The organism is Salinibacterium sp. ZJ450, from assembly GCF_011751885.2.
GTDB lineage: Bacteria > Actinomycetota > Actinomycetes > Actinomycetales > Microbacteriaceae > Ruicaihuangia.
Window position 1 is genome coordinate 1,333,003 of sequence record NZ_CP061771.1, and the last position, 24,097, is coordinate 1,357,099.

Annotated in this window: 22 protein-coding genes; 15 read left to right on the top strand and 7 right to left on the bottom strand. The window is 60.8% G+C overall.

Annotated features, from left to right (window positions below):
* The first annotated feature begins 62 nt into the window (after positions 1-62).
* The 7 genes from HCT51_RS06330 to HCT51_RS06360 all read left to right on the top strand — a co-directional run bounded on the left by HCT51_RS06330 (position 63) and on the right by HCT51_RS06360 (position 8,979).
* The gene (locus HCT51_RS06330; protein ID WP_166880543.1) at positions 63-1,652 is read left to right on the top strand and encodes a sugar ABC transporter ATP-binding protein; all 1,590 of its coding nucleotides are present in this window, start codon (positions 63-65) and stop codon (positions 1,650-1,652) included.
* Positions 1,645-2,703, top strand: a complete 1,059-nt coding sequence (locus HCT51_RS06335; protein ID WP_166880541.1) for an ABC transporter permease — start codon at positions 1,645-1,647, stop codon at positions 2,701-2,703. Before HCT51_RS06330 ends, HCT51_RS06335 begins: the two co-directional genes overlap by 8 nt.
* Entirely contained in the window at positions 2,700-3,299 is a 600-nt protein-coding gene (locus HCT51_RS06340; protein WP_224760709.1) for a carboxymuconolactone decarboxylase family protein, read from the top strand. Before HCT51_RS06335 ends, HCT51_RS06340 begins: the two co-directional genes overlap by 4 nt.
* Before the next feature lie 190 nt (positions 3,300-3,489).
* The gene (locus HCT51_RS06345; RefSeq protein WP_166880538.1) at positions 3,490-4,659 is read left to right on the top strand and encodes an acyl-CoA dehydrogenase family protein; all 1,170 of its coding nucleotides are present in this window, start codon (positions 3,490-3,492) and stop codon (positions 4,657-4,659) included.
* 20 nt (positions 4,660-4,679) lie between these two features.
* Positions 4,680-6,224: a class I adenylate-forming enzyme family protein gene (locus HCT51_RS06350; protein ID WP_166880535.1), complete on the top strand. Its 1,545-nt coding sequence runs from the start codon at positions 4,680-4,682 to the stop codon at positions 6,222-6,224.
* A 136-nt stretch (positions 6,225-6,360) separates the two neighbouring features.
* Entirely contained in the window at positions 6,361-7,674 is a 1,314-nt protein-coding gene (locus HCT51_RS06355; protein ID WP_166880532.1) for a flavin monoamine oxidase family protein, read from the top strand.
* 141 nt (positions 7,675-7,815) lie between these two features.
* Positions 7,816-8,979 carry a sugar ABC transporter substrate-binding protein gene (locus HCT51_RS06360; protein ID WP_166880529.1) on the top strand — a complete coding sequence of 388 codons (1,164 nt, stop codon included), beginning with the start codon at positions 7,816-7,818 and terminating at the stop codon, positions 8,977-8,979.
* A 62-nt stretch (positions 8,980-9,041) separates the two neighbouring features.
* Here HCT51_RS06360 and HCT51_RS06365 read toward each other — a convergent pair whose 3' ends face one another.
* The 4 genes from HCT51_RS06365 to HCT51_RS06380 all read right to left on the bottom strand — a co-directional run bounded on the left by HCT51_RS06365 (position 9,042) and on the right by HCT51_RS06380 (position 13,073).
* Positions 9,042-9,983 (bottom strand): phosphotransferase, encoded by a 942-nt coding sequence (locus tag HCT51_RS06365; protein ID WP_191413793.1) that lies wholly within the window; start codon positions 9,981-9,983, stop codon positions 9,042-9,044.
* A 58-nt stretch (positions 9,984-10,041) separates the two neighbouring features.
* Complete coding sequence (locus HCT51_RS06370; protein WP_166880524.1) at positions 10,042-11,358, bottom strand: aspartate aminotransferase family protein; 1,317 nt, start codon at positions 11,356-11,358, stop codon at positions 10,042-10,044.
* 91 nt (positions 11,359-11,449) lie between these two features.
* The gene (locus HCT51_RS06375; RefSeq protein ID WP_370626952.1) at positions 11,450-12,268 is read right to left on the bottom strand and encodes an enoyl-CoA hydratase-related protein; all 819 of its coding nucleotides are present in this window, start codon (positions 12,266-12,268) and stop codon (positions 11,450-11,452) included.
* A 22-nt stretch (positions 12,269-12,290) separates the two neighbouring features.
* The gene (locus HCT51_RS06380; protein WP_166880514.1) at positions 12,291-13,073 is read right to left on the bottom strand and encodes an SDR family NAD(P)-dependent oxidoreductase; all 783 of its coding nucleotides are present in this window, start codon (positions 13,071-13,073) and stop codon (positions 12,291-12,293) included.
* 58 nt (positions 13,074-13,131) lie between these two features.
* On the opposite strand from HCT51_RS06380, the gene HCT51_RS18955 reads away from it, so the two are divergent.
* The gene (locus HCT51_RS18955; RefSeq protein WP_166880512.1) at positions 13,132-13,608 is read left to right on the top strand and encodes an NAD(P)H-dependent oxidoreductase; all 477 of its coding nucleotides are present in this window, start codon (positions 13,132-13,134) and stop codon (positions 13,606-13,608) included.
* Between the two features lie 23 nt (positions 13,609-13,631).
* Here HCT51_RS18955 and HCT51_RS06390 read toward each other — a convergent pair whose 3' ends face one another.
* Positions 13,632-14,384 carry an SDR family NAD(P)-dependent oxidoreductase gene (locus HCT51_RS06390; protein ID WP_166880510.1) on the bottom strand — a complete coding sequence of 251 codons (753 nt, stop codon included), beginning with the start codon at positions 14,382-14,384 and terminating at the stop codon, positions 13,632-13,634.
* A gap of 159 nt (positions 14,385-14,543) precedes the next feature.
* Here HCT51_RS06390 and HCT51_RS06395 point away from each other — a divergent pair, with 159 nt between their 5' ends.
* The 7 genes from HCT51_RS06395 to HCT51_RS06425 all read left to right on the top strand — a co-directional run bounded on the left by HCT51_RS06395 (position 14,544) and on the right by HCT51_RS06425 (position 22,254).
* Positions 14,544-15,797, top strand: coding sequence for an MFS transporter (locus tag HCT51_RS06395; protein ID WP_166880508.1), 1,254 nt, complete (start codon positions 14,544-14,546; stop codon positions 15,795-15,797).
* A 463-nt stretch (positions 15,798-16,260) separates the two neighbouring features.
* A complete protein-coding gene (locus HCT51_RS06400) occupies positions 16,261-17,316 on the top strand; it encodes a phosphotriesterase family protein (protein WP_166880506.1) in 1,056 nt (351 codons plus the stop codon).
* A gap of 322 nt (positions 17,317-17,638) precedes the next feature.
* Positions 17,639-18,568, top strand: coding sequence for an ABC transporter permease (locus HCT51_RS18705; RefSeq protein ID WP_224760710.1), 930 nt, complete (start codon positions 17,639-17,641; stop codon positions 18,566-18,568).
* Entirely contained in the window at positions 18,565-19,353 is a 789-nt protein-coding gene (locus tag HCT51_RS06410; RefSeq protein WP_166880504.1) for an ABC transporter permease, read from the top strand. Before HCT51_RS18705 ends, HCT51_RS06410 begins: the two co-directional genes overlap by 4 nt.
* 4 nt (positions 19,354-19,357) lie before the next feature.
* Complete coding sequence (locus HCT51_RS06415; protein ID WP_166880501.1) at positions 19,358-20,494, top strand: ABC transporter ATP-binding protein; 1,137 nt, start codon at positions 19,358-19,360, stop codon at positions 20,492-20,494.
* A gap of 156 nt (positions 20,495-20,650) precedes the next feature.
* Positions 20,651-21,670 (top strand): extracellular solute-binding protein, encoded by a 1,020-nt coding sequence (locus tag HCT51_RS06420; protein WP_191413799.1) that lies wholly within the window; start codon positions 20,651-20,653, stop codon positions 21,668-21,670.
* A gap of 185 nt (positions 21,671-21,855) precedes the next feature.
* The gene (locus HCT51_RS06425) at positions 21,856-22,254 is read left to right on the top strand and encodes a TIGR03618 family F420-dependent PPOX class oxidoreductase (protein ID WP_166880496.1); all 399 of its coding nucleotides are present in this window, start codon (positions 21,856-21,858) and stop codon (positions 22,252-22,254) included.
* A 6-nt stretch (positions 22,255-22,260) separates the two neighbouring features.
* Here HCT51_RS06425 and HCT51_RS06430 read toward each other — a convergent pair whose 3' ends face one another.
* Positions 22,261-23,445: an acetyl-CoA C-acetyltransferase gene (locus tag HCT51_RS06430; protein WP_166880494.1), complete on the bottom strand. Its 1,185-nt coding sequence runs from the start codon at positions 23,443-23,445 to the stop codon at positions 22,261-22,263.
* A complete protein-coding gene (locus tag HCT51_RS06435) occupies positions 23,442-24,095 on the bottom strand; it encodes a CoA transferase subunit B (protein ID WP_191413802.1) in 654 nt (217 codons plus the stop codon). Before HCT51_RS06435 ends, HCT51_RS06430 begins: the two co-directional genes overlap by 4 nt.
* Positions 24,096-24,097 lie beyond the last annotated feature (2 nt).

Below are 24,097 nucleotides of genomic sequence, written 5' to 3' on the forward strand. Positions count from 1 at the left end.
GGAGGGGCAAGCCGTACATTCTGGCGAATCGACGCTGACCGTTCAATGGTGAAGGGAGCGACATGGATCTTGTGAGCAGACGAACTGGTGCTCGGACGAAGGACGACCCAGCGACCACCGGTGGCCTCCAACGCGCCTCAGGCTCGGATATCGCCGTAGAGGTAGAGCAGGTCTCGAAATCGTATGACGCAAACCACGCGCTTTCAAACGTTTCGCTCAGGGTGCGACGTGGAACGGTCCACGCGCTCCTTGGCGGCAACGGATCTGGCAAGTCCACGCTCATAAAATGCTTAGCCGGAGTCGTGACCGCAGATGGAGGAACCTTCCGGTCTCCGCAGGGGCAATGGGACGCGACATCACAGACGCCCGAACTGGCGACTTCGCGTCTGTTCCGCTTCGTGCATCAACAGAACACGACATTCGCAGATCTCAGCGTCGCCGAGAATATCGGAATCGATGGACATTTCTCTCGGGGGGCGCTACAGCAGATCGACTGGCGCGCGCAGCGGCGAAAGGTCGGTGAGATACTCAAGCGATTCAACATTCCTGCTCAACCGGATGACCTCATGGAGAATCTCAGCCCGGCAGTGCAGATGATGGTCGCGATCACCCGAGCGATGCAAGACGTCGACGGGGCGTCCGGGGGCGTTCTCGTTCTTGATGAACCGACGGCTTCGCTGCCTAAGAACGAGGTTGAGTTTCTCCTCACATCGATCCGCCAGCTCGCTGCGTCCGGTCTGTCGATACTCTTGGTGACGCACCGCCTCGTCGAGGTGGAACAAGTTTGCGACGAGGCGACGGTGCTCCGCGATGGACAGGTGGTAGCTCGCCTGGGTCGAGATGATTTGAGCCAAGACAAGCTTGTCCAGGCAATCACAGGGGCTTCCGCTTCTGCGCACGAGGCGCGCTCCGTCAATAACCGATCCGGTACCGTGCTCAGCTATGTGCCGGACGACGGTTCCCTACCGCTCGTGCTCCGCGCCGGCGAATGCGTGGGCGTCGCCGGCTTGTTGTCGTCCGGGCGAAGCAATCTGCTGAAGCGAATCTTCGGGGCTTTGCCCCGCGGCGGCGACAAACTCACGGTGCGCGGTGTCGACGTCCCGCCCGGCCATCCCTGGCAGGCGATGCAGGCTGGTATCGCGCTCGTGCCGGAAGACCGATCGGCGGAGGCAATCTTCGGCGACCTGGACCTGATACAAAATCTTTCGGTTGCTCATTTGAGCGCTCACCAGCGTGGTCTTTTTTTCGTCAGTGGTGCTTCCGAACGTCATGCGGCGAGCGAGTTGCTTTCCTCCTTCGGGGTGAAGGCACCCTCCGCGGAAGTGCCGATCTCGGCATTGTCAGGCGGCAACCAGCAGAAGGTGATGATCGCCCGGTGGATGCAGCGTCTGCCTGCCGTCCTTCTGTTGGACGAGCCCACCCAAGGCATTGACGTTGGAGCCCGCGCGGAAATCCACCGCCTCATCGATCACGCTACGCGGGAGGGGCTGGCCGTCCTCTTCGTCTCTTGTGATTTCGAAGAGCTAGCGCACGTGAGCGACAGGGTTGTCGTAATCCATGAAGGACGAGTCGTCGACGAAGTGCCTAGCGGCCCTATCGACGAGGAGGACTTGTATCAGAAGGTCTTTGCGAAGGAGAACATCCATGGTTGACGTGAACGCGGTCAGCACAACGAATCTTGTGCCCACGGATCCGGTGGTTAGTGACGTCCCCAAGCCGCCACAGGCCGGGAAGTCCACTCGGCACGGATTCACGAAGATTTTGGAGGCCAACGCGCTTCTGCTGTTGACGATAGCATTTGCCGTCTTCTTCAGCCTCTGGCCGCGAACGTCCGACATGTTCTTCACAATGGAGAACATCGGGATTCTTCTGTCAGGGCAGGCGGTTGTCGGCATTGTCTCTATCGGCGTGCTGTTGCCGCTGATCACTCAAGAGTTTGATCTTTCCGTCGGGTCCAATGCGGCGCTCTCGGCCGTGCTCGTAACGATGATGGTTTCCTCCGGTGTCCCGGTCGGCGTTGCGGTGCTGGGAGGGCTGGTGACAGGCCTGCTCATCGGCCTTTTCAACGTTGGCATCGTGAACGTCGTGGGGATCACCGGGATCATAGCGACGCTGGGTTCCTCGACGATCCTCGTCGGCATTCTGACCCACGTCACAGGCGGATTAGCACTTACGAGCAAGATCCCGCCCGCGTTCACAACGGTTGGCAACGGCAATCTGTTCGGAATCCCGATCATCTTCATGATCCTCATCGGAGTGGCGGCGATCGCATATTTCTTCCTGGAGCACACCCCTTTCGGCCGACAGCTCTATGCGTCTGGGTCGAACCCCGCTGCCGCGAAGCTCGTCGGTATCGACATCAAGCGAATGAAAGCAATCGCATTTGTTGCTTGTGGCGTGCTCGCCGCGATTGGGGGCATCCTCTATGTCACGAGAGCCGGCGGCGCGAGCCCCAAGATTGCGACCGTGTTCCTCATGCCCGCCATAGCGGCGGCATTTCTTAGCGCGGCGGCCGTGAAACCTGGGCGCTACAACGTGTGGGGCACCATCGTAGCGATCTACTTCCTGGCGGTTCTCAACAATGGGTTGAGCCTCGCTGGAGCGCCGGCATACGTTTCCGACTACTCGAACGGTGCCGCGTTGATTCTCGGTGTGGCTGTGGCGGTCGTGATCCGTCGCAGGCGGGACGGAGCGAGGGCATGACCGAGTCGAGAAAGCGTCACAGCAGCAGCATGCGAGGCACCGGACAGGCGAGAAAGAGCCGGACGCTCCCGGCGAACATGACACCGGCCCAGCGCGACCTCTTTGACAAGATCGCGAAAGGATCACGAAGTAGTGAGTCGGCGTTTCCGCTGACGAACGCCGACGGCGGGCTGGAGGGTCCGTTCGACGCGATGCTGTTGGTCCCTGGTATCGGCGACGCGCTCCAATGCCTCGGGGCGGCGCTTCGGTTCAGAGGCGGTCTGAGCGACCGTGCTCGGGAGATAACGATCCTCCTAGTGGCGCATCATCATGGCAGCGCTTTCGAAATCTACGCCCACGAAGCGGTTGGTCGGCGTATCGGACTCACAGAGGGCGATCTCGAAGATATCGCGCAGGGGCGAGAGCCGCGTAGCGCGGATGCGTACGAATCGGCAATCGCGCACCTCGCCACACAGCTATTGAGGACTGGCGATCTCGACGACGAGTCCTATGCTGCGGCCGCGGAGACACTCGGAGAAGCCGTCATCTTCGAGGTGACCACCGTCGTCGGCTACTACTCGCTCTTGGCCACTCAACTGCGGGTCTTCCGCGTCTAGCGGAGCGAAGCGCTGGCGTGCTGGCCGGGCCGAATCGCTTCCGTGGGGCCGCGCGATCAATTCACTCCGGCCGCGAGTCGGAGGATCCCCAAAAACCGCTGCCAAACGTTGAAGCCGAGACTATGCCCTGCTCTGGCGCCAGCGTACAAACTGGCCCTTACCCGGGCCAAGAGAGAAAGCTGCCAACGGAATGACGATCTTCCAACTAGATGATATTGACGCCGAGATTGCCAGCGCGGTCCGCGACCAGTGCAAGCCGTTCGACGATGCGTATTGGTCTGAATGCGAGCGGACCAAGACCTACCCGAATGAGTTCTTTGACTCCATGGCGAAAGGGGGGTGGCTCGGGTTGACGATCCCGGAGGAATTCGGGGGCGGGGGCCAGGGCACTCGCCAGGGCGCCGTGATGCTCCACGAGATCGGTGCTTCCGGCGCCGCTGAGGTGGGCTGTGTCGTCACACACAACCCTATGTTCGCCGCCGAGCCCATCGTGAAGTTCGGTAGCGACGATCTCAAAAACGCTGTACTTCCGGGTATTGCAGCCGGTGACCTCAAGATCGCGTTTGCGGTGACGGAGCCGAACGCGGGATTGGACACTTCTAAGATCTCGACGACGGCCACGCCGACCGCTGATGGCTACGTGCTCAATGGTCAGAAAATTTACATCACTCAGGCGGATGTCGCAGATGTTGCTCTGGTTCTGGTCCGCACAGCTCCTGCCGACGAGTCGTCCCGCTTTTCGGGCTTGAGTTTGTTCCTCGTCGATTTGAAGGACGTACCTGGCGTCGATATCCGGCCCATTGAGAAGCACGGCATGAACGCGATCAACAGCTGCGAGGTGTTTTTCGAGGATGCACCGGTTCCCGCCGAGCGTCTCATCGGTGAGCCGGGACAGGGATTCCGCTACATCGTCGATGCGCTCAACCGAGAGCGCCTCGTTATGTCCGCAGAAGCGATTGGCATCGGACGCGCCGCGCTAAGGCACGCCGTCAAGTACGCGACAGACCGCGTCGTGTTCGAGAGACCTATCGGAGCCAACCAGGCGATCAGTCACCCGCTCGCCCTGGCATCGGTTCGCCTTGACTCCGCATGGTCGTATCTGATGCACGCCATGGACGCTTATGACGACGGCGTTTCGCTACGCACGGAGGGAAATGTGGCCTACTTCCTAGCAGTCGAAGCAGGCTGGTTGGCGACCGATACGGCCATACAGACATTGGGTGGGATGGGCTACACGCGCGAGGGGCAAGTTGAGCGCTACGCGCGAGAGATGCGAGTGCTACGCCTGTCGCCAGTGACCCCGCACATGCTGCTTAATAGCGTTGCGCAGGCCGGGCTACGTCTGCCCCGCTCATACTGACGGACCGAAGGGGACCCGAATTGAACATCGCAGAGCTCGTCGCCGAGAAGACGAAGGGAGCACCGGACCGCCTGGCCCTTGTGCTTGGGAGCCGCGAGGTGACCTACCTCGAACTCGATACCCTCGCGGCAAAGATTGGCGCGTGGCTCATCGGGCAAGGTGTGAAGCCGCGAGACTCCGTACTCTTCTACTCCACGAACAGTATCGAATTCCTCGCGACATATTTGGGTACAGCCCGAATAGGCGCTGTGTTCGCGCCCGCTCACCCGAGCTTTCAGCGCGAAGAATTGTCCTACGTCGCCACGAATGCCGAGCCGGCGATTGCTTTCGTCTCCGCTGACCTCGCGAACGACTTCGAGCGGTTCGCGCGGACGATTCCAGAGCTTCCAGCCAAGGTGGTGGTGGTGGGGGAGAGCAGTGGACGTCGATGGACCAGTTTCGATGACATTGTGGCGAGTGTCGGCAACGCCGCCATCGTTGATCTTCCCGCAGACTGGCCAGTCCTGATCTCGTACACGTCCGGTAGCACCTCGACGCCGAAGCCCGTCTTGCGCAGTCATGGTGCCGAATTGTGGAGCGCACGCTCGTACGCGAAGGTGTTCGACTACCGGGCGGAGGATAGGGCGCTCATCGCCCTACCGCTCTCCTGGGTGTATGGACTTTCCACCACAACCAGCGCGCTCCTCGCAGCCGGCGCGACGGTCGTCCTTCTTCCAAAATTCAATCCGGTACATGTCCTCAACGAGATCGAGCGGTCGAAGATCACGCTCTTTTCGGGATCCAACACGATGTTTGTAAAATTGCTCGAGGTCTATCGCGAGAAGCCATCCAATTTGAGTACCCTTCGCCACTGCTATACCGGTGCGGAACCGATTAACCGCCTGGTGACCGACGAGTTCGAACGGTTAATCGGCTCCCGAATCTGGGAAGGGTATGCGGCCACCGAGGCGTTTCCGGTGCTTGCCACGATGCCAGAGGTAGACAGCGAAGCTCCACGCGAGACATGCGGTCAGCTCGTTCCCGGTGCGCAGATCCGACTGGTCGACTCGGACGGTCGCCCCGTGCCGGAGGGCGAGATAGGGGAGGCACAGTTCACCTGCCCTGGGCGAATGCTGGAGTACTACAAGCATCCGGATCTCACCAGTGAGCGTTTGACCCGCGACGGCTGGGTTCGCAGCGGCGACCTGCTCCGGAGGGATCAGGACGGTTACTACTTCGTCGTGGGGCGCTTGAATGACATGATCATTCGTGGTGGAGCGAACATCGCACCGCCCGAGGTTGAAGCCGCCCTCATCGGGCTCGACGGTGTCGTGGACGCGACCGTCGTCTCCATCCCGGACCAGTCGTATGGTGAGGCCGTCGTCGCATTTGTATCTACGGATGGCACTCCAACCAACTCAGCGAAACTGAGCGCTCAACTCAGAGACCGGTTGGCGGTGTACAAAATTCCGACGCTGTTCTTCGTCGACATCCCGTTGCCGAGTGGCGGGAACGGGAAGCTCAACAGGCGCGCCGTGGCGGCGCTCGCCCTGAAGCTTTCCGCGAGCGAGTCACAGCCCGTCTGACACGACACCATGGACTCCCCGGCGAATTGGTCTTTCTACTAGGTCCCGGTTGGGCCCTTCGGCGATAAATTCAGGACAGTTTGCGGGCCCGCGGGAGCGGTACCGGATTGACCGCATATACAGAGAGGTGTACGCAATGAATCAATCGGTGGATCACTACGATTCGATTGTCGTCGGCGGCGGCTTGGCCGGCCTGATCGCGGCGCGGGAACTGAGTCAGGCGGGTCTGAGGACGCTGCTCGTCGAGGCACGCGACAGGCTTGGAGGACGTACAAACACGGCCGACTTCGCAGGACAGCCCATCGAGACGGGTGGCACCTACTGGGACCCGGACCGTGAACCGCTCGCTCGGGAGGAATTCACGAAATACAACCTGCCTATCCGATACACAAAGGATCAGGTGGCATTTCGTACTCGCTTGAACGGCAAGACCTACGAAGAAGCGTTTCCATTCGACCAGGTCGAGGACCTTATTCGGGTCGCATACCGCGCAATACACGAATCTCACCGAATCGATTTCGAGAAGGACAACTGGGTCGATGACGTAAAAGACCTCGACATTCCCTTCAGCGAGTGGCTCGCTGGCATCGAGCTTCCGCGCGAGACCTGGGAGTACGCGACCGCATGGGTGGAAATCTACGGGGGAAATCTGACCCACAATATTTCCGCCGCAGACATCATTGGTCCTTATATCGCGGGCATGAACAACAGCCCCTGGTCGTGGTACGCCGGTGTGTCACACGAAATCGAAGGCGGGTCCAAGCTCTATCGCCAGGCAATCATCGATGATTCACCGGGCCTCGTAATCAAATTGAACACGCCCATTGTCCGAGTCGAGCAGGACGCCAACGGGGTCCAGCTCACGTCTCGGTCGGGAGAGGTGTTCACAGCCGACGATGTCGTGTGGGCTACGCCGTTGAACACGTGGTCCGACGTCGAGTTCACCCCGGCTCTCTGCCCGGCGAAGACGGCCGCCGCACAGGAGAAGCACGTGGGCAAGCAGCACAAGCTGTGGATGCGCGTGAGGAACGTCCCGGTGGGGATTTACAGCATCTCGCACGAACTGGCGTTCAAGATGCTCCTCCACCATGCGACGCTGGACAACGGTGAGACCCTGATCTTCGCGATGACCGAGCACACGCAGCTGAATGTGGATGACATCGAGGCGGTTCAACGTGAGCTGCGTAAGCTCGCGCCAGAGGCGGAAGTTCTGGAAACGTTCTACGAGAACTGGCTGGACTCGGAGTTTTCGCAGGGGACGTGGATGGTTTCGCGTCCTGGCTTCCTCACCAACTACTTCGGCGACCTGGATAAGCCAGAAGGTCGGCTGCGGTTCGCTGGAGCGGACGTGGACAAGCGGTGGACAGGACGAATGGTCGGTTGCATCTCCAGCGGCAAAGCTGCTGCCGAGCAGATCGTCACGAGTCGACAGGGCGTTCCCGTCGGCTGACTCGCTCGGCCCCGCTTGAGGAGTTCGAGGGATATTCGTCGTCACTTCTGATGACCCGAAAACGTCGCTGTGTGCGGCGACACCAGGCACCGGGCGCGCATTGCGCCCGGTGCGCTACTTCAATGAGGAAGATGGCGATATATGAATATCTTGTCGAGATGGGCTGCGCTCCGGGTGGGCGTCGTCCTTGGCGCGTCTGCCCTGCTGCTCAGCGGTTGCTCCGGCACGGAGGCGACAACAACCACCAGCGCTGAAACTGACCCGGAAATAGTTGAGCAGTCGCGCCTGGCTGTCGAAGCAGCGTATGAGGCTGCTTCTGCGGTACCTCCGTCGGATGGACCACCGGCGGCGGAAGACGTTCGGTTGTTCTTTGTCACCGCCCTGGGTTCTGCGACGGGCGCCCGAAGCGCGAAAGTAGTGGAGGAAGTAACGGAGAAGCTCGGCTGGGACGTGCGTATCTTTGATAGCAAATTCGATCCCGATACTCAGCAAGAGGGCATGCGCCAAGCAATCTCCTGGGGCGCTGACGCAATTCTGCTTTTCGGCATGGATTGCCCAGGAAATGAGAGTCCGCTCCAGCAGTTGCGTGAGGCAGGGATTACGATCGTTGCGTTCTCGTCGGTCGATTGTAGCGAGGTCGATGCTGGTGCAGAGTCAATGTTCGACGGGGTTCCGTCCTACCCCGGGGCCTCCACACCTCGCGAGAACTTCTTGCGGCGGGGAGCCGCTCAGGCGGACTGGGTCATCGCGAACTCTGGAGGCACCGCCCAGGTCATAGAATTGCCGGTCCCTGACTTCCGGGAGACAGCGGCATTCCAGGAGGGCTTCGAGACTCGCCTTGCTGAGTGCGCGGGGTGCGAGATCGTCGAGGTGATCCCAATCGGCGTCGAAGACTTCGGCCCGGAAATTCAGGATAAGACGGTCCAGGCCTTGGTGCGGTATCCGTCCGCCGACTACATCGTTGCCGCATACGACGAGCTCATCAATTATGGTGTGGCAAGTGCGGTGATGAACTCCGACCGGAGTGACGAAATCCAGGTCGTTGCGGGGAATGGAGATCCTGCGAACATGGAACTGGTTCGGAACGGCGAGGGCCAGCATGCTGGCTTCGGATATGACGTCGATTGGGAGGTCTTCGCTTCTATCGACGTCGTGAGCCGGCTCATGCAGGGCGAAGCGCCCGGGGTGGTTGGACCACCCATCGTGCTCTTCGACACGGAGCACAACGTGCCGGAAACGGGTGGGTACAAGAGCCTGGGCGATTTCCGCTCAGTCTTCTATTCCATCTGGCTCGACGGGCGTTGATTACCCAGGAACAGGCGGGGGCTGTAGTCCCCGCCTGTTCTCGTGGTTGCTGTGATCTTCTCTCACACGAGGTGGGTTTCCTTGAGAACCCGGAGCTGAGCGTTTTCCAACCCAAGGGCGATGACCCGCTGGAGAACCGGCCACGTCGAACCCATTCGCACCGCCGCGTAAGAGTTTCTGTCACCGTTCGCGCGGCGACTCCACGTCGCCCAGCTCAGACACAACCTCAGGAGCGAAAGTGCCAGGATCGATGACCGCTCCGAAGGGGTGAGCGGCAAGACCGTCTGGTATCCGTTCACCGTTGCGATCAGCGCACCAACAGGATCGCGGTGGTCGACCATGGCGTACCCCGCTGCGATGGCAATGTCCGCAACACGAATAGTCTCCTCAGCGTCGTCGAAATCGATAACGCCTATCACCAAGTCATTGTCGAACGGGTCGGCGAGGACGTTGTAGGGATTGAGGTCCTGGTGGACGACGCTCCTCGGCAGCTCGTCCAGGAGCGCCACAACATGACGCTTGTGAAACTCGCTGACTTCGCCAATAAGACTGGCTTCAACCCCGAGAGGCAAGCCATCAAGCACCTCGCTAAGCGAGACGTGGGTTCGAGCGAGCGACCAGAAGTGTTCTCCGCTACCTCCGGCGCCCACCCCTTCCAAAGCCTGGGTGAGTCGGGCTGAGAGCCGGCCGAGGCTGTTAAGGAAGTGATCCGAGTAGCGCGGCACGTCGGACATGAGGATGCCCTCGACCCAAGTGAAGAGTCGGAGGGTGCCCTGAGCGCTCCCATCGGTGATTCGCGTTGTCGTCTCGCCGTTCGTCGTCCGTACGAGACGGGGCGTTGCGAACTCGAGCCTGGCGGCCGCTACTCGATCGACGAGAAGCCCCTGCCACTCCAGGGCCAAGGGGTCGACGCTGAGGGGTGCAAGCTTGGCGATGTATTTGCGTCCCGCGTCATCCGTCAAGGCCACGTTGAGATAGGTCTCACCGACGATCGCTCGGATCACCGAGAATCGTCGACCGAAGCGTTCCGAAGATACCTGGGCAACGAGCAGGGCATCATGCTCAGTGAACATTTGTATCATCGCCGTTCGTGCATAGCCTGCCGAAAGCCCCCGAGATTTGCTCAATGAGCAGCGATGCTTGGCGGTCGTTCAAAACCAACGGTGGACGAATCTTGAGCACGTTGTTCTCCACTCCGGTGGTTCCTACGAGCACGCCGTGCTCGCGGAGATCATTCATGAGGTGGTGCGCGAGGGCGCCAACGGATGGGGGACCGGGGAAGTCCGCGATTGGCGAGGTATCTACGCCGATGAGCATCCCCGATCCGCGGACCCGAAACGGGAGCTTCAGCCGAGCGACTTCGTCGTTTAGCGCCCGACGGATGCGAGTGCCGATTCTTTCGGATCGTTCCCCGAGTCGGTCACGGTGGATGATCTGGAGGACCGCGCTTGCCGCGGCAACACATGCTGTGTTACCGCCGAAAGTGTTGAAGTACCGGAACGAGTCACCGTACGTGTCCAGCAGGGTGTGACCGCCAACCAGCGCAGCGATCGGCAGCCCGTTTCCCATCGGTTTGCCCAGCACCGCTAGGTCCGGCACGATGCCGTGTCGTTCGAAGCCCCACATCGCGGTTCCGGTTCTACAAAAGCCCGATTGCACCTCATCTGCGATGTACAGTCCGCCTGCGCGTGAGACAACGTCTCGAACGGGTTGGAGGAAACCGACAGGGTCGGTGAATATGCCGTCGCTGGACAGCACCGAATCAAAGAGCAGCGCGGCGAATCCCACACCGCGCGACTCCAGCTCAGTGATAGCGGCGGCGACCCGTTCCGCAAGTGCCGGGCCGAACTCTGCCGTGCCAGCAAGACCGCTCGGGACGTCGACGAAGATCGACTGTTCGTCCTTCCAATGAGTGGACAAGCTCGGAGAGAGCGCGGCAAGCGCCGCCGTCGTGCCGTGATAAGCGTTCGACGTGACTACGACGCCCCGTCGGCCGGTGAGGACCCTTGCGACCTGAAGCGCAAGGTCGTTGGCTTCACTGCCCGATGAGGTGAAAATCACACGATCCATCGACGGCGGGAAATCGTCCAGCAGTTTTTCGGCATACTTGGCGATCGACGGCTCGACATATCGTGTGTGGGTGTTGATTCGTTGCAGCGCGGCCCCCACCTGCGCGGCTACCTCAGAGTTGCTGTGACCGACGACCGGCACGTTGTTGTACGCGTCCAAGAGTCTCGATCCGTCGCGCTCCCAGAGCCAGGCGCCTTTGGCGTGGTCGACAATGACTGGCCGTTCGTAGAAGAGCCGATAGGTGCTGGGAAGAACCTTCGTTCTTTGCTCCAGCGCGTGCTTGTCGGCCGCCAGATGGTCAATCTTCATGTCAGAGCCTCGTTCGTCTTGGCGCTCATTCCGAGGAGTGCCGCGGGTTCCGACCGCCCCCGCACCGCCCGGCCAAAAGGGGTAGTGGTCGCTATTGGTCGGTGAAGTCGGGGTCACGACGTGGCAGGAACGCGCTCATTCCTTCCGCGCTATCCGCGAAGCCGAACCCAGAGCGAAATACCCGACGTTCGAATCGAACCCCCTGCTGGAGCGTGACGTCCAGAGCGGTGTTCACGAGTTCTTTCGCGGCATAGAGGACGGGAACCGAACGCGCGGCGATTGATTCTGCGATGCGCATCGCTTCCTCCGGCAGCTGTTCGCTCGGTACAACGCGTGAAACCAGCCCAATCCTCTCGGCTTCGTCTGCTCCGATCGTGCGGCCAGTAAGGATCAGGTCCATCGCCTTGTACTTGCCGATCGCCCGGGTTAGTCGCTGTGACCCGCCGAGCGCGGGCGTTAACCCAAGGCCGATCTCCGGCTGCCCGAATTGCGCGGAATCCGCGGCGATGATGAGATCACACATCATCGCCAACTCGCATCCGCCTCCCAAAGCGTAGCCAGCAACCGCTGCGATCATCGGAGTGCGGATGGCGGCGAAAGTATCCCACTCTGAGAAGAGATCGTCCGTGTGTGCGTCTACATGGGAAAGCGACGACATCTCAGCGATGTCAGCTCCAGCGGCGAAGGATCGCTCTGATCCCATGAAGACCATCGCGGCCACCCCCCCCCCCCCCCCCCCCCGGTCACGATCGAGTGACGTCGCAGCTTCGACCACTTCGCGCATCAGCTGTCTATCTAAAGCGTTGAGTGCGTGGGGCCTATTGAGAGTCAACGTAGCCACCCTCCCGTGAGTCGTCACTACGACGGAACTAGACACCTGGCTCCCTTCATCTTCTCTTTCAGAAATCACGATTGCACTGCGCTGGCGGGGATCAGCCCGCGGTCCACCCGCCGTCAATGGCGATGGCCTGCCCGTTGATATAGGCAGATTCGTGACCGGCCAGGAATTCCACCAGCGCGGCTACTTCGTCGACGGTTCCGCTGCGCCCCGCCGGAAGCGCGAATTTCATGGCTTCTGCCGGCATGGCAAGCCGGATGCCACCGCCCATCTTCACGGCATCGCCCAGGATCTCTTTCGACGTGCGACCCAGGTCTGTCGTGATCGATCCAGGCGACACAGCGTTGACGGTGATATCGTCCCGGCCCAGCTCGAAGGCCAGCCGACGCACCATGTGGTCGAGACCCGCCTTGCTGGTGACGTACGCCAGTCCATCAAGCGAAGCGCGCACCCCTCCGATCGAACTGACGACAATGATCCGCCCGCCTTTTCCAGCATCCCGCATTTGCAGCCCAGCGGACCTGGCGACGTGGAAGGCTCCGGTAAGGTTCAGCTCGATCACTCGGTTCCACAGCTCGGGAGTTGTATCGTCGATCCCCGCATATCCGTCGAACACACCAGCGCTATGAACCACGACGTCGAGATTGCTCGTCGCGGACTGGACCGCCTTCACCGCCGAAAGAACTCGATCGTAGTCGCGAACATCGACCACTTCGGCATGCATGTCGGCGCCATCCACGAGCGCGCTACGTGCCCGACTTTCGTCAATGTCCCAGACATAAACGGTGTCGCCACTCCGCCCGAATCGCTGGGCTATCGCACGTCCTATCCCGGACCCGCCTCCCGTGACGATCACAGTTCGCTTTTCGTCTTGCATGACGCACAACCTCTCGTTCAACACCGGATTGCGACCAGACTATTTCGGCTGACTGCCAGTGCGCGTACGACAATGTGCAAAGAGCGGGCAGCGGACTTGGACGGAACAAGAAGCAACTCCGTGCCACTTACAGCCACCGGCAGACGTCCTGGCTCAGCAGCGAATCCTGGCGCAGACCGACGACCTCTTCATAGTGTTCCCTGTCTACTGGTGGTCCATGCCGGCGCAACTGAAGGGCTGGATCGATCGAGTCATGACAGGCGGTTGGTCATGGGGGATTCCCCGAGCAGCGAATCGGCGGTCCGCACTTGCTGGGCTGACCGTTCATGTGGTTCCGCTCGCCGGTGGGGCTGAGCCGCTCTATTCACGCCATGGCTACCAATCCGCGATCGAGACGCAGATCCGACACGGCATTTCACCAGAGCCCGCGCCTCGACGTGGAATTGGATGTGGGACGCTGGTGGGCACCCGGATCAGACGCTCAGCCGCGCCCGAGATCTCGCTATCGAAGCATGTGCTGCCATCGAGGATGTAGTGCGCCAACAAGCCCTAACGGCCTTAGCTGGGGCGTCGGGAGATCAAGCCCCGGTCGAGGAGGAGAGACGAGCCGCTGATCAGTGCGGCTCCGGGGCCGGCCAGGAAGTACACGACGTCGGCCACCTGCTCCGGCGTCGACAGCGTCGCCTCGTACTCTGTAGCGACGTCTTCCTCGAGACCGGTTGTCAGGAGACCACGGTGCATCAGCTCGGTGCTCACCCCGTCCGGGGCGACACAGTTCACGCGAATTCCGTCCTGTGCATGTTCTATGGCCAGCGATCGCGCGAGCGCCCGTAGGCCTGCCTTCGAAACGCCGTAGGCGCCCCAGTCGGGGGTGGACACGTGGGCAAGGACGGACGCGGTCATGACGATTGCGCCGCCGCCGTTCTTCTGCAGGAGTGGTACTCCGTGCTTAGAGATCAAGAAGGCACCCACGAGGTTGATACCGATCACCTGATTGAACTCGCTGAGGCTCACATCGGCGATCCGTTTTAGCGGCCCCTCGACTCCGGCATTGACGAAGAGAACGTCCAGCCCGCCCCACAGGGCATCAACCCTCTCGAAAGCGCTGACGACGTGCCGCTCATTCGACACATCGCATTGGATCGCCTCGGCCTCGCCACCCTGCTCCCGAATCGCAGCGACAGTTTCGTCGGCGGTCGACTGCTGTATGTCCCAACAGGAAACCCGGTCTCCGTTTTCTGCGAATAGTTTCGCGGTGGCCCGTCCGATTCCGGACCCAGCTCCCGTCACGACAACATTGCGTCCGGTCACATCAAACCTCTTCATCTTCTGGGCGGTGCGGTTCCTTGAAGATTAGACAACGTCGTCTTGTTCTCGCAGCAAGGTGGAGGCGGGCATTTTGGTGATCTTCCAGTCCCCAGCTTGAGCGCGAGCCGTCGGTGTGCCCAGCGGCGCCGGTAGATTCAGACGATGTATTCTCCAGGAAGCGGCCCTTCCCTGACTCGCCGCCAATACGTCCGGTGGCGCTACGCCGTCTTTGCGATCTTCGCGGCGAGCGGACTGAGTTGGTTGACCTGGGCCTCGCGCATACCGGCGATTAAGGCGGATTTGGGCATCGACAATGCCGGAATTGGCCTGTTGATTTTGTGCATGGGGGTGGCGTCGATCGTAGGTTTGTTGGTCAGTTCGACCCTTATCGCGAAGTTCGGCACTCGCGCGGGTATGCGGGCGATGATGCTGATGGTGTCCCTCGGCCTTTTCGTTATCGGCTTGGGTACGTCCATTTTCCCCCTGGTCTGGCTGGTAGTGGCCGGGCTTGTGCTGTTCGGGTTCGGCAATGCATGTCTTGACATCATGATGAACGTCGATGGCGGCGCGATCGAAGTCAAGTCCGGCAAGACGCTTCTGCCGCTCTTTCATTCGTTTTTCAGCGTTGGTACTGTTATCGGCGCGGCTTTCGGAGTAGCCGCAGCCGCCCAACACATCAGCGTGTTCTGGCACTGCCTTGCGATGTCGCTGATGATCCTCGTCATCGCGTTCACTGCGATCGCCAATGTGCCGCCACGGCCCGCGACCGACGATACCCTGGCCCGTGAAACGGCTCATACGGCTCGCCCTGGTCAAGGCGAGCCCCTGGCCAGGGATGTCTCGGCTTGGCGAGAACCGCGTACTTACGCTCTCGGCATCGTGGTGCTCGGGATGGCTTTCGCTGAGGGCGGCGCGAACGATTGGCTTGCGCTCGGTGTGAGCGAAGACCATAACGGGGGACCGGCTGCCGGCGCGGCCGCGCTAACGGTGTTCTCCGTGTCGATGATGATCGTCCGAATGTTGGGCGGTCCACTGGTGGACCGGTTCGGGCGGGTCCTGGTGCTGCGCGTGATGGCGGGATGCGCGGCCGGTGGCATTCTGCTATTCATCCTTGCCCCAAATCTTCCCCTTGTGTTCGTTGGGGCGGTGTTGTGGGGAGTTGGTGCCTCGCTCGGCTTTCCGCTCGGCCTTTCCGCGGCTGGCGATGACCCGGCGAAGGCAGCGGCCCGCGTGAGCGCTACAGCAACGATCGGATACATCTCACTGCTGGCGGGGCCGCCGGTTCTGGGAGTCGTAAGCGAACATCTCGGCTTGCTCGAAACGCTTTTTATTGTCGTAGCGTTGGTGGCGGCATCAGGTGTGGCCGCTGGTGCGGCCAAACCGCTACCCAGTAGCGAACGAGTGACCGTCAAATAGCCAACGCAGTGCGCTGTAGGACGGCGTTTACCTAGGCGAATTCGACACCTGGAAGGGCGTCGCGATGAATGCTGCGCACACGCGCCAGCTGAACTCACTTGATTCACCTGCCGACGCCATCTGAGCCGCCAGCGACGCACAAGACGTGACTGTCTTGTCGAATTCCACCGCGCCGGGGGAGACGCCTTGAACACGAGGCGACCGCTTGGAAGTTGGGGGAAGGAAGGCTCAAAGAATCGTTTTTCCCCCAAGTCAAGGGAAAGCAGCGCGACACAAAGATTGAAAGACGCGAATGTTGAGAGGCTCCCGAGGCGGTTGCTTAGCAACAGAGTTGGAATGGTGCGGCGTGCTCGAGGACTCCAGATCATACAGTGCGGGTCGAGCGAGGCGAAGTGTCCCTATCACCGTGGCTACACCTTCCGGAATCTGAAGGCAATAACGTCCAGACCGAGAGCGAGTGAACGTGACAGAACTGACGAATCGTATGGTGCGAACGGTGCTCGGCGATGTTCCTGCGGATCAACTCGGCCATGTCCAGCCGCATGAGCACGTCTTCGTTGACGTATTGATGGACGCAACACCCGAGCAGCAGGTGCCAGACAGTGCTCTGCGTTTCGTCAACGCGAAGGTTTCGTTGAGCAACAACGTCGATATCCGTCGTCACCCGTTCGTATGCCGAGACAACCTCTCGCGATTTGACGTCTCGGAGGCGATCGATGAGGTGATGGCGTACAAGGAATGGGGTGGGGGGACCCTCGTTGACTCCAGTTCAATCGGGCTCGGCCGTGACCCCGTCGGTCTGGCTCAGGTTTCGCGGGCGACTGGTGTCCATATTGTGATGGGCGGTGGAGCTTATACCCGGCCAGTGCATCCGAAATGGATCGCCGACAGCGACGAAGATGACATTGCTGAAGTTTTCGTGCGAGATGCAGAGATCGGAGTCGACGGCACCGGCATCAGGACTGGCGTTTTGGGTGAGGTGGGCCTCAGCCACACTCTCCATGAGCATGAGGAGCGGGTCCTGCGTGCAGCGGTCAAAGCTCAACGACAGACGGGTCTCGCGCTGCAGCTGCATGCTGTCAGTTTTGACGTGGCAATGTACGCGCTCGAGATCGTGGCTGACGTTGGCGGCGCGGTCGACCGGACAATCATGTCCCACATGGATATCCATTCCATGACCGTCAGGTCCGCACTGGAGTTGGCAAGTACTGGCGCGTACGTCGCTTATGATCTGTTCGGGAGCGAGCAAGCCATGGCGTTCTATGGTGAGGTTTGGCAGTTCAGTGATGCTCAGCGCATCGACCTCCTCCTCGCTCTAATCGAGGCTGGCCATCTCGAGCGCATACTCATCAGCCAGGATCTCGCCTTGAAGTCGCAGACGGCGAAGTATGGGGGCGAGGGGTTCCAGCACATTCTTGAGAGTGTTCTTCCGCGAGCATTGAAGAGTGGAATGTCACAGGAGCAAGTGCACCAAATCTGCATGGTGAACCCCGCCGAGGTCCTCGCCTTGAAAGCATAGCGGCGTACATCCGCAGGACGACCATTGGGAAGGTCCTGTGAAATTGGGATCTGCGCGCGTGCTTCAGCGAGGCGCTCTTTGGCGTCTCGAGGCGTCCTCTTCGTGTTGGCTGGGCGCGCTGGCACCGCCCAGCGCATGCGAGTGCCGCAGAGTAGGTGGCTCTCGTCCGCCGCAAGATCCTTTAGCCGTGAGTCAGCACGGCCGCACTGCCCATGGAGACGGCCCAATGATCACGAGGGGTACTTGGCGTTCTCCCAAGTCCGGCGGCTGGGATTCAGAACTACGGTTGGCTCACCCGACACGCTGATGTGAGGAGAAGCCCGTGAGCGCGATCAGAGAACACTCGAACGCACAACTGCGTCGCGGTCCCGCTACGGCTGCGGAAGACCGAGAGCCCCTCCGCCGACGAACTCGGTCGGTAGTCTGGCTGATCGTCGCGCCGTTGGGTTTCATCACATTCGCGTTCTTGTACCCACTTGCCGAGACAATTCACCTGAGCTTCGTTGACTTCGTGGAACCCGGTTCACCGTGGTTCGCCAATTACGAATGGTTCCTTGCCAACAGCACCCAGCTCGCGATTCTCGGACGCACCCTGTTGGTGAGCGCATGGGTGACGGTGCTCTGTCTCGTCCTGGGTTTCCCCTTCGCCTACCTGATGACCCTTGTTAGTCCTCGTGCGCGAATGCTGATGCTTGCCGCGGTGCTGTTACCGTTCTGGTCAAACGTTGTGGTCCGGACCTACGCCTGGGTGATTCTGCTCCAGGACACGGGGCCGGTGAAGGCGGCGTTGAGCGCTTTTGGAGTCGAGGGACCTCGACTACTGGGAAATATGACGGGCGTGACGATCGGAGCCACGCAGGTTCTTCTGCCCTTCCTGGTCCTCCCGCTCTACGCGACGATTTCCGGCATCGACCGTCGGCTGCTGCTCGCTGCCGAAAGTCTCGGCGCCAAACCGCGGGTTGCTTTTGTGCGGGTATACCTTCCCCTTGCCATGCCCGGGATTCTGGCGGGGTGTCTGACGGTATTTATTCTCATGCTGGGGTTCTACTTCACCCCGGCGCTACTAGGCAGCCCCGGCAACAGTTTGATTTCGCAGCAGATCGTCACGCAGGTCAATCAGCTACTCGCGTTTGGTCGCGGAGGCGCCATGGCTCTGATATTGCTGACCGCAACGTTGCTCTTGCTCGGACTCGTGCAGGTCGCGATTCATCGCTACAGAAGAGTGTTAGGCGTTGAGAGGGACGCTTTATGAAACGAACAGCCGCACGTTCGGTGCTGGTTGGCTACTCCGTCATAGTCGGCCTGCTACTGCTCCTGCCTACACTCATTGTGGTTCCAGTCAGCTTCACTGACCGGCCGAGCCTGACATTCCCACCCCGTGGATGGTCGACCCGATGGTACGAGAATTTTTTCACCAACCCTGCGTGGTATGAAGCGACTGTCTTTTCACTCCAGATCGCAGCAATCACTACTGTTCTGGCCACCGCTCTTGGCACGATGGCCGCCCTTGCACTGGCCAACGGACGCGGCCGATGGCGCGCACCTGCTCGAGCGATTCTCATTTCACCGATGATCGTTCCCGGGGTGATCTTCGCGATCGGCATCTTCTACGTGTTCTTACGTTTGGGGCTCACTCAGACGCTGCCCGGATTTGTTCTTGCGCACACAGTGCTGGCCATACCGTTTGTTGTCGTCACTGTCTCGGCAGCGCTACAGACATTTGACGGTCAATTGCTTCGCGCCGCGGCGAGCCTGGGCGCAAGCCCGGGAATCGCGTTCTTCCGTATAACCCTGCCTCTGATATCACGCGGTGTGTTAACGGGTGCCCTTTTTGCGTTCCTCACCTCGTTCGACGAAGCGATCGTGTCGCTCTTCCTCGCGGGTCCCTTCACCCGAACGTTGCCGATCCAGATCTACAGAAGCGTTACCGCAGAGATTGACCCAACCATCGCGGCAGCATCCACCGTGTTGCTCGGCACTACGACCCTCGTACTGCTTCTGTTCGCCGTATTGGGAATCAAGAAAGAAAGGCAGTGAGTTCATGGCGGAACACGGAGTCGGCCTAGAGATAAAAAGCCTCACGAAGCGCTACGGAAACAATGTCGCGCTTGACGGCGTCGATCTCAGTATCGCGCCCGGTGAGTTCATGACTCTTCTCGGCCCTAGCGGGTCCGGCAAGACCACCACCCTCAATATCATCGCAGGTTTTGACAACCCTGACGCTGGAACGGTGGGGATGGGCGGCGTGCCTTTAAACGGAATTCCCACCCACCGCCGCGATATTGGAGTCGTCTTCCAGAACTACGCGCTCTTTCCGCATATGAAGGTCGACGCCAACGTGGCCTTTCCGCTGAAGCAGCGGGGTCTGTCGAGAAGGGAGATCACTCAGAAGGTCGGGGCAGTGCTCGAGGTTGTCGGACTGGCGCACCTGTCCGGGCGGTACCCACGACAACTTTCAGGGGGCCAGCAGCAACGCGTAGCCCTGGCGCGAGCGCTGGTGTTCGGCCCAAAACTTCTTCTGCTCGACGAGCCGCTCGGGGCACTCGACAAGCGCTTGCGTGAGGATCTTCAGATCGAGATCAAACGCATTCACCGCGAGCTCGGGGTGACCTTCGTGTTTGTTACCCACGATCAAGAGGAAGCGTTGGCAATGTCCGACCGAATCGCTGTCTTCAACGAGGGTCGCATCGAGCAGGTAGCCCACTCACGCGACCTATACGAGCGCCCTGTCACACTATTCGCCGCGAAGTTCCTCGGTGATTCCAACGTATTCGAGGGTGTGCTCAGTACTGACGGACTCGATCGATGCCTCACATCGCAGGGCCGCAAGATCATCGTCCCGGACTCGCCCCTGTCCGATGGCTCACGCGTGGCCTTAGTGCTGCGACCGGAACATCTGATCGCCCGGCCGACGGAGCAGCAGGTCTCTTCAGCGTTCAACGTGCTGGAAGCTTACGTCACAGAAACCGTCTATCTCGGCGGACGACGCCGGCTTGTTCTGGAATCTGACGGAAGGAAATTGCTCGTAGACCAACTCCTTTCCGAGCATGATCACACCGTAGGCGAAAGAGTCGCAGTCAGCTGGGCACACGATGCCGGCGCAGTGGTTGGTTGCGAGGGCGTCCGTGATGCGCAAAGAGCGGTTCCCGAAGAGACGGCCGTCCTTTCTCCGCTATGAGACCGTGGGCGCCACGTTCATGCGTCGCCTACCGCCGCAAAGTACCCCTGCGTTGAAGCTACTTGCGAAAACTGTGCCGAAACCAGAAAAAGATCAACACCCTCGATAGGAGTTCCGTTGAAAAAGATATACAGGGCAGCAGTAGCAGCCTCCTGTTTGCTGCTCGTAACCGCATGCAGCGCAGCCGGAGACACGAGCAACGCTGATGGTGGTGACCTGAGTAGTCAGCGGCTCGTCTTCGTCAACTACGGGGGCGCGGCGCTTGAGGCGGCCAAGACAGGTTGGATCGAGCCGTTCTCTGACGACACGGGAGTCCAGATCGCCACGGACAGCCCGACCGATCCGGCGAAGATCAAGACGATGGTCGATGGCGGACGCACGACGTGGGATGTGGTCGAGATCGATGCCGCCGTCGGCGGCAGCCAGTGTGGCACTCTATTCGAGAAGCGTCCCCCGGAGTTCGACATGAGCGAGGTCAACCCCGATTACGTCACCGACGACTGCATAGTGCCTGTTTCGGTCATGGCTGTGGGTGTCGTCTATAACAAGGAACTCTATGGCGACAACCCCCCGACGAAGGTCGAGGACTTCATGAACACCGAAGAGTTCCCGGGCAAACGAATATTCTATAGCTACCCGGGGGGCACCGTGGAGCCGTTGCTCGTGACGGACGGGGTCGCGGCGGAGGACGTGATTCCAATCGACTGGAGTCGTGTCGAAAGCATTTTTGACCAATTGGGAGATGATGCCGTACCCCAGGCAGATCACGTGCAGCAGCAGGCCTCGCTCGAGTCGGGTGACTTCGGCATGTGTCTCTGCTACCTGGGTCGGGCGGCGAAGGCGGCCGAGAACGGGGCGAACATCGGCGTTCTCTGGGACAAAATCCATCTCGCTTGGGATGGCGTTTACGCCACTAAAGGATCGAAAGCACCTGAGGCACAATGGGCGTTCCTGCAGCACTTAGCGACTTCCAAGGGGCAGAATCCTTTCTACGAGGTGCTTCCCTACGGGCCGACTACGCTCGGCGAGCCGCCGGCGGTCAATCCGGTGTACAAGGAGTTTCTGCCGACGCTGCACGAAGAGGAGATCCAGCAAACTTTCCTCTACCCGATCGAATACTGGACTGACCACGCCGACGAAGCCTTCGAAGAATGGACCCGGATCACCACCGGTTGAGCGCCGTAGAACAACATCCTGACGGCTCCTGTGAATCCTTGACCTACTGGGGTCGGCAGGGGCCGTCAGACAGTCCCTCTCCATGCCCCGTCAGGTAACGAGGGTGGACGCCTCGTGAGGGCTTGCCTGCCGGTTCCAGGGATGGCTCGGAGCGTCTTCTGAATCAGCAAGACAAAGGAGCAAGGATGGCTACCAGCTGGACCGATGTTCGCCCGTACTTCGAGCGCGACGCGATTGCGCATGTGGCGACGCTCATGCTTGACGGGTCGCCCCACTCCGTCCCGGTGTGGGTGGGTGTCGAAGGGGATACCCTGGCGTTTTTCATGGAGACCGGCTCCCAGAAAGACGACAACCTCATCGCTGACCCCCGAGTCGCGTTCTCCGTCACCAATCCCCAGAACCCCTTGGACATGGCGTTCGTTCGGGGCTGCGCCATCGCCCGCATCGACGGGGAAGAAGCGTTGCCAATTGTCGATCGGATCGCCGAACGCTACACAGGCGAGCCCTATTCACGGCGTTCGGGCATCGTTGTCTACCTGGTGAAGCCTGAAAGGAGTTGGGCGCGCGATCACTCGGCCAAGTAGCTAGAGTCAGCGCGTCAGGATAAGCGCGTCTCCCTGGCCGCCCCCACCACAGACTCCGACAGCAGCCGTCCCGCTCCCTCGTCGTACGAGTTCATGTACTGCGTGCACCACGACGCGGTTACCCGACGCGCCGAGCGGATGACCGATTGCCATCGCGCCGCCGTGAACGTTGACCTGGTCGTCTGAGAGGCCCAGCTCGCGCTGCGAATGCACCACGACAGCACCGAATGCCTCGTTGATTTCAACGAAGTCCAGGCCGCTGGGGACGACTCCTTGTTTCGCACACGCCGCCTCGATGGCGCGTGCCGGCTGAGCGTGAAGCGAATTGTCCGGTCCCGCAACCTGGCCGTGTGCCCCGAGCGTGGCAAGAACTGTCCAGTTTTTCACTTCGGCGTTTGCGCGAGTGGTCAGCACGACTGCGGAGGCACCGTCGGAAATTTGCGAGGAGTTGCCGGCCGTAAGGGAGCCACCTGGTGCGAAGGCTGGGCGCAACTGGGCTAGCGACTCGCCGGTCGTTTCCGGGCGGACACCCTCGTCGCGGGTTACCGCGATGGGTTCTCCACGACGCTGCGGAACTATGACTGGCACGACTTCTGCATCGAAGACGCCGGACTCCCACGCGGCTGCGGCGCGATGGTGGGAACGTACGGCCGCCGCATCCTGTTCCCCCCGGGTCACCTCGAACCGTATGTTGTTCCGTTCGGTCGACGCGCCCATGCTCTCGCGGTCGTGTGCGTCGGTGAGACCGTCGTGCGCGACGTGGTCGAGTACTTCGATCGAGCCGTATGTCCAGCCGTCTCGCGAGCCCACCATCAGGTGGGGCGCCTGCGACATTGATTCCATCCCTGCGGCGATCACAGTGCTGGCGTCGCCGCAGCGAATCATACGAGCCGCATCAATGATCGCCGTGAGGCCGGAAAGGCAAACCTTATTGACCGTCGCAGCATGCACGTCCCAACCGATACCCGCGCCGAGCGCCGCCTGGCGGGCGGCATTCTGCCCGGAGCCAGCCGACAAAACCTGGCCCATAAGCACTGCGTCGACTGCATTCGGGGCGATCCCTCCTTGCTCGAGCGCACCGCGGATGGCGAAGGTCCCGAGTTCGACGGCGCTGAACTGCGACAGTTGGCCCTTCAAACGCCCTTGGGGTGTCCGTGCCGCAGCAACGATGACAATGTCGGATGAATTCATGCTTCCACCTTCAGTGCTTCAGAGAAAATGAGTTTTGGTTCGGTTGCGGCGACGACCTCGTCGACCGTGACGCCCGGTGCCAGTTCCACGAGCACGAGGCCGTCCGGGGTGACGTCGATGACGGCGAGGTCGGTGATGATGCGGTCAACGACGGCGCGGCCGGTCAGCGGGAGCGAGCATTCGTCCACGATCTTGGCCGACCCGTCTTTGGCGACGTGTTCCATCAGCACGATCACCCGGCCGGCGCCGTGGACGAGGTCCATCGCGCCGCCTGGGCCCTTCACGACCTTGCCGGGGATCATCCAGTTGGCGAGGTCGCCGGTGGCTGAGACCTGCATCGCCCCGAGGATCGCCGCATCGATTTTGCCGCCGCGGATCATCGCGAAACTCAGCGCCGAATCGAAGAAAGCGGTTCCGGGCAGGGTCGTCACCGTCTCCTTCCCCGCGTTGATGAGGTCGGGGTCGACGGCGTCTTCGGTCGGGTACGGACCGACACCGAGGATGCCGTTCTCCGACTGCAGGGTCACGGTCACGCATTCAGGCACATAGTTGGGCACGAGCGTGGGCAGGCCGATGCCGAGGTTGACGTAGGCGCCGTCAGCGAGCTCCAGCGCTGCCCGTGCGGCCATTTCGTTGCGGGTGAGTGCCATGG

Coding starts and splice junctions, on each gene's coding strand:
- HCT51_RS06330 (WP_166880543.1), top strand. CDS start 63: ATGGATCTTGTGAGCAGACGAACTGGTGCTCGGACGAAGGACGACCCA.
- HCT51_RS06335 (WP_166880541.1), top strand. CDS start 1,645: ATGGTTGACGTGAACGCGGTCAGCACAACGAATCTTGTGCCCACGGAT.
- HCT51_RS06340 (WP_224760709.1), top strand. CDS start 2,700: ATGACCGAGTCGAGAAAGCGTCACAGCAGCAGCATGCGAGGCACCGGA.
- HCT51_RS06345 (WP_166880538.1), top strand. CDS start 3,490: ATGACGATCTTCCAACTAGATGATATTGACGCCGAGATTGCCAGCGCG.
- HCT51_RS06355 (WP_166880532.1), top strand. CDS start 6,361: ATGAATCAATCGGTGGATCACTACGATTCGATTGTCGTCGGCGGCGGC.
- HCT51_RS06360 (WP_166880529.1), top strand. CDS start 7,816: ATGAATATCTTGTCGAGATGGGCTGCGCTCCGGGTGGGCGTCGTCCTT.
- HCT51_RS06370 (WP_166880524.1), bottom strand. CDS start 11,358: ATGAAGATTGACCATCTGGCGGCCGACAAGCACGCGCTGGAGCAAAGA.
- HCT51_RS06380 (WP_166880514.1), bottom strand. CDS start 13,073: ATGCAAGACGAAAAGCGAACTGTGATCGTCACGGGAGGCGGGTCCGGG.
- HCT51_RS06395 (WP_166880508.1), top strand. CDS start 14,544: ATGTATTCTCCAGGAAGCGGCCCTTCCCTGACTCGCCGCCAATACGTC.
- HCT51_RS06410 (WP_166880504.1), top strand. CDS start 18,565: ATGAAACGAACAGCCGCACGTTCGGTGCTGGTTGGCTACTCCGTCATA.
- HCT51_RS06415 (WP_166880501.1), top strand. CDS start 19,358: ATGGCGGAACACGGAGTCGGCCTAGAGATAAAAAGCCTCACGAAGCGC.
- HCT51_RS06425 (WP_166880496.1), top strand. CDS start 21,856: ATGGCTACCAGCTGGACCGATGTTCGCCCGTACTTCGAGCGCGACGCG.
- HCT51_RS06430 (WP_166880494.1), bottom strand. CDS start 23,445: ATGAATTCATCCGACATTGTCATCGTTGCTGCGGCACGGACACCCCAA.
- HCT51_RS06435 (WP_191413802.1), bottom strand. CDS start 24,095: ATGGCACTCACCCGCAACGAAATGGCCGCACGGGCAGCGCTGGAGCTC.